The 4,725-nt window shown below is 67.4% G+C and carries 4 protein-coding genes; 2 read left to right on the top strand and 2 right to left on the bottom strand.

Annotated features, from left to right (window positions below):
- Positions 1-99 precede the first annotated feature (99 nt).
- The gene (locus tag AC3WTC_RS20250) at positions 100-1,284 is read left to right on the top strand and encodes a pyridoxal phosphate-dependent aminotransferase (RefSeq protein ID WP_492712401.1); all 1,185 of its coding nucleotides are present in this window, start codon (positions 100-102) and stop codon (positions 1,282-1,284) included.
- A gap of 127 nt (positions 1,285-1,411) precedes the next feature.
- Here AC3WTC_RS20250 and AC3WTC_RS20245 read toward each other — a convergent pair whose 3' ends face one another.
- Both AC3WTC_RS20245 and AC3WTC_RS20240 read right to left on the bottom strand, forming a co-directional pair.
- Positions 1,412-3,508 carry a prolyl oligopeptidase family serine peptidase gene (locus tag AC3WTC_RS20245; protein WP_025877301.1) on the bottom strand — a complete coding sequence of 699 codons (2,097 nt, stop codon included), beginning with the start codon at positions 3,506-3,508 and terminating at the stop codon, positions 1,412-1,414.
- A 69-nt stretch (positions 3,509-3,577) separates the two neighbouring features.
- Positions 3,578-3,895: a hypothetical protein gene (locus AC3WTC_RS20240; RefSeq protein ID WP_032976554.1), complete on the bottom strand. Its 318-nt coding sequence runs from the start codon at positions 3,893-3,895 to the stop codon at positions 3,578-3,580.
- 126 nt (positions 3,896-4,021) lie between these two features.
- On the opposite strand from AC3WTC_RS20240, the gene AC3WTC_RS20235 reads away from it, so the two are divergent.
- Entirely contained in the window at positions 4,022-4,621 is a 600-nt protein-coding gene (locus tag AC3WTC_RS20235) for a lipocalin family protein (RefSeq protein ID WP_100436930.1), read from the top strand.
- The last annotated feature ends 104 nt before the right edge of the window (positions 4,622-4,725 follow it).

Genomic DNA, 4,725 nt, shown 5'->3' with positions numbered 1-4,725 from the left:
CCCCCCCCCCCCCCCCCCCCCCCCCCCCCCCCCCCCCCCCCCCCCCCCCCCCCCCCCCCCCCCCCCCACTACCGGGACACCCGGCGTACCATGTGGGGCATGAGTACCCTGCCCCACACGCCGGGCTACAGCCGGCGCAGCCACGAAATCGCTCCCTTCCACGTGATGTCCCTGCTGGCCCGCGCACAGGCGCTGGAACAGGCCGGTCACGATGTGATCCATCTGGAGATCGGCGAACCGGACTTCACCACCGCCGAGCCGGTCGTGCGTGCCGGCCAGGCGGCGTTGGCCGCCGGCCACACCCGCTACACCGCCGCACGCGGCCTGCCCGCCCTGCGCCAGGCGATCAGCGGTTTCTATCGCAGTCATTACGGCCTGGATATCGACCCCGAGCGCATCCTGGTCACGCCGGGCGGCTCCGGCGCGCTGCTGCTGGCCAGCAGCCTGCTGGTCGACCCCGGCCGCCACTGGCTGCTGGCCGATCCCGGTTATCCGTGCAACCGCCACTTCCTGCGGCTGGTGGAAGGCGGCGCGCAGCTGGTCCCAGTGGGCCCGGAAACGGCCTACCAGTTGACCCCTTCGCTGGTGCAGCAGCACTGGAACGCCGACAGCGTCGGCGCGTTGGTGGCGTCGCCGGCAAACCCCACCGGCACCGTGCTGTCAGCCGATGAACTTGCGGCCCTCTCGGCTTCGCTGCATGCGCGCGGCGGCCACCTGGTGGTCGACGAGATCTATCACGGCCTGACCTACGGCCTGGATGCAGCGAGCGTGCTGCAGGTCGATGACAGCGCGTTCGTGCTGAACAGTTTCTCCAAGTACTTCGGTATGACCGGCTGGCGACTGGGCTGGCTGGTGGCGCCACCGGCGGCGGTACCCGACCTGGAGAAGCTGGCGCAGAACCTGTACATCAGCGCTTCGAGCATCGCCCAGCACGCGGCCCTTGCCTGTTTCAGCGACGAGGCGATGGCGATCTTCGAGCAGCGCCGCCAAGCCTTCCAGCAGCGCCGCGACTTCCTGCTGCCGGCGCTGCGCGAGCTTGGCTTCCGCATCGAAGTGGAGCCGCAGGGGGCGTTCTACCTGTACGCCGACGTCAGCGCGTTCACCGATGACGCGCAGGCGTTCTGCGCACACTTCCTGGAAACCGAGCATGTGGCGTTCACCCCGGGCCTGGATTTCGGCTTCCATCGATCGAACCAGCACGTACGCCTGGCCTATACCCAGGAAGTGCCGCGGCTGCAGGAAGCGGTGGAGCGTATCGCGCACGGGTTGAAACGATTCCGGTAGTGCCGGGCCGAGCCCGGCGGATTTTTGCCGCGCGACGCGGCAAAGGAGCCGCCGGGCATGGCCCGGCGCTACCGTTCAACGAATACCCAACGAAAAACGCCGCCCGAGGGCGGCGTTTTTCATTTCATCATTTACCGCCCAGCCGCTCCCACAGGAAGCTGTAGGCCAGTGCGGACATGTGCGCGGCCTGCGCGTTGTTGGCTGCACCGCCATGACCGCCTTCGATGTTCTCGTAGTAGGTCACGTCCTTGCCGGCATCGATCATCTTCGCGGCCATCTTGCGGGCGTGGCCCGGATGCACGCGGTCATCGCGGGTGGAGGTGGTGAACAGCACCGGCGGGTAGCTCTTCTTCGCGTCGAACAGGTGGTACGGCGAGAAGGTCTTGATGAACTCCCAGTCGCTGGTGTCCGGGTTGCCGTACTCGGCCATCCACGACGCGCCGGCCAGCAGGTGGCTGTAACGCTTCATGTCCAGCAGCGGAACCTGCACCACCACCGCACCGAACAGCTCGGGGTACTGGGTCAGCATGTTGCCGGTGAGCAGGCCACCGTTGCTGCCGCCCTGCACGCCCAGGTGCTTGGCAGAAGTGATCCTGCGGGTGACCAGGTCCTGGGCAACCGCGGCCATGTCTTCATAGGCCTTGTGACGGTTCTGCTTCAGCGCCGCCTGGTGCCAGCGCGGGCCGTACTCGCCACCACCACGGATGTTGGCGACCACGTACACGCCGCCCTTCTCCAGCCAGGCGCGGCCCATGCCGCCCGAGTACGACGGGGTCAGCGAAATCTCGAAACCACCGTAGCCGTACAGCAGGGTCGGGTTGGAGCCGTCGAGCTTCATCGCCTTGTCGTGCACCACGAAGTACGGCACGCGGGTACCGTCCTTGCTGGTGGCGAAATGCTGCTCGATCACCTTGCCGTCGGCATCGAAGAACGCCGGCATGGTCTTGAGCACTTCCGGTGCCTTGCCGATGTCGGCGATCGCCAGGGTGGTCGGGGTCAGGTAATCGGTGGCGGTCAGCCACACTGCATCGCTGTCATTGCTGTCGACCGCACTGACGCCCAGGGTGCCGAAGGCCGGCGCGCCGACGAAATCGCTCTTCTGCCAGCCCTTGGCGGTCGGAGTCAGCACCGACAGGCGGTTCTTGACGTCGTCCAGCACGTTCAGCACCAGGTGGTTCTTGGTCCACGAGGCACTGGCCAGCGAGGTGGTCGCGGTCGGAGTGAACAGCACCTCGAAGTCACGCTTGCCGGCCAGGAAATCATCCAGCTTGGTCACCAGCAGTGCGCCGGAGGCGTAGGTCTTGCCACCCACGGTCCACGGATCGCGCAGTTCCAGGGTCAGCCACTGCTTGTGCAGGCCCTTCTCGGCCGAGTTCGGCGCATCGATCCTGGTCAGCTTGCCATCGTCGCCGCGCAGGTAGATCTCGTTGTTGTAGAAGGCCAGCGTACGGCTGACCAGGTTGCGCTCGAAGCCCGGGGTGTCATCGTGCATCGCCGCGATGTACATGTCTTCCGGCTTGCCTTCGTAGACCAGGCTGGCGGCGGACATCGGCGTGCCACGCTTCCACAGCTTGGCCACGCGCGGGTAACCGGAGGTGGTCATCGAGCCGCTGCCGAAATCGGTGTAGACGAACACGGTGTCGCGGTCGATCCAGCTCAGGCCGCCCTTCGATTCGGGACGGAAGAAGCCGTCCTTGATCCAGCTCTTGCTGGCCAGGTCGAACTCGCGGGTGACATCGGCGTCGGCACCGCCGCGCGACAGCGCGATCAGGCAGCGGCTGTAATCCGGACGCAGGCAGTCAGCGCCGTGCCAGACCCAGTTTTCGTTCTCGGCCTTGTTCAGCGCATCCAGGTCGAGCACGGTTTCCCAGGTCGGCGAGGCCTTGCGGTACTCGGCCAGGGTGGTGCGACGCCACAGGCCGCGCTCGTGCTGCTTGTCCTTCCAGAAGTTGTAGTAGTAATCGCCGATCTTCTGCACGCCGGGAATCTTGGCGTCCGAGTCGAGCACCTCGCGGATGCTGCTCTCCATCTGCTTGAAGGCCGGGGTCTGCGCCAGGCGCGCCTCGGACTTGGCGTTCTGTTCCTTGACCCAGGACAACGGCTTGTCGCCGGTGACGTCCTCCAGCCAGGCGTAACGGTCGGTGTCTTCAGCGGCCACGGCGGTACCCACCGAGGCAGCGGTCATCATGCCGGCCAGCAGGCAGGCGGAAGCGAATCGTGACATTGCAGCTCCAGGCAGTCATTAGCCGTGGAACGCTAGCATGGATCACCGGGGCCGCCCCCGTGTCGAAGGTCAGGCCGTGGCGGTGTGCGCCTTGCGCGTACGTGTGGGGGAGCGCCGCCGGGCCTGCCCATGGTCGCGTCGCAGCGAGCGGAGCGCGGCCAGCGTTGGCAACGGGCAGCGCAGCAGTGCCCACCAGGCCGCCAACGGCATGCCGACCAGCCACAGCGGCAACCAGCCCAGCCAGGCACTGCTGCCGCGCGCGGCCGGCCACACCAGCACCACGGCCAGGCCAGCGAGGGCGAGCTGCGGCACCACCCGCAACAGGCGCGGATCGGCGCGTTCGCTGACGCGTTCAGTTGGCGGGCGGTGGCGGGGACGTGTGCGCATGCGGATTCTCCGGTGGTCGATGCCGGTCAGCTTGGCTGCGGGGCTTCTCACCGGCTGCGACACCATTGACGGATGGCGTGCACACAGTGACCATGCGCGGGCAAGCCCACTGGAGCCCGCTCCCGCATGACCTCGATCCGCCCGCTCTGCGCTGTGTTGCTGGCCCTGTCCCTGGGCGGTCCGGCAGTGGCTGCCAATTCTCCACCGTCGTCCCACAACAGCGCCGCGGAAGCCTCTGCAGATGGGGCGATCGACCTGCAGCGCTTCATGGGGACCTGGTACGTGATCGGCCGCGTGCCGAACTTCATCGAGCGCGGCCACGTCGCCAGCGTCAACCAGTACGAGCTGCGCGAGGACCACAAGGTCGCCATCACCTATCGCTACCGCGATGGTTTCGGTGAACCGCTGCAGGAAATCCGTGCGCGCGCCAGCGTCGATCCCGACAGTGGCAACCACGGCTGGCGCACCTGGTTCTACCGGGTCGTGCCGACCCATTCGCGGGTACTGGAAGTAGCGCCGGACTATTCCTGGGCGCTGATCGGCTACCCGGGCCGCGAGATGGCCTGGATCTTCGCCCGCACGCCTGACATGGACAAGGCCCTGTACAAGGACCTGGCCGAACGCCTGCGCGACGAGTACGGGGTCAACACCGACAAGCTCAAGCGCGTGCCGCAGCACGCCGAGCAGGTGGGCAAGCTGGGCTACGAAGTACCAAACGTGCGTTGACTGCACACGGTGGTAGTGGGGGGGGGGGGGGGGGGGGAGGGGGGGGGGGGGGGGGGGGGGGGGGGGGGGGGGGGGGGGGGGGGGGGGGAAGGAGAAGGAGGGGA

This window comes from Stenotrophomonas sp. FW305-C-20-S1 (genome assembly GCF_058783335.1).
Note: the sequence above shows the minus strand (reverse complement) of the source record. Positions and strands in the feature narration are given on the sequence as shown.

Bases quoted from the DNA above. Each gene is read 5' to 3' on its own strand.
- AC3WTC_RS20250 (WP_492712401.1), top strand. From the start codon at position 100: ATGAGTACCCTGCCCCACACGCCGGGCTACAGCCGGCGCAGCCACGAA.
- AC3WTC_RS20245 (WP_025877301.1), bottom strand. From the start codon at position 3,508: ATGTCACGATTCGCTTCCGCCTGCCTGCTGGCCGGCATGATGACCGCT.
- AC3WTC_RS20240 (WP_032976554.1), bottom strand. From the start codon at position 3,895: ATGCGCACACGTCCCCGCCACCGCCCGCCAACTGAACGCGTCAGCGAA.
- AC3WTC_RS20235 (WP_100436930.1), top strand. From the start codon at position 4,022: ATGACCTCGATCCGCCCGCTCTGCGCTGTGTTGCTGGCCCTGTCCCTG.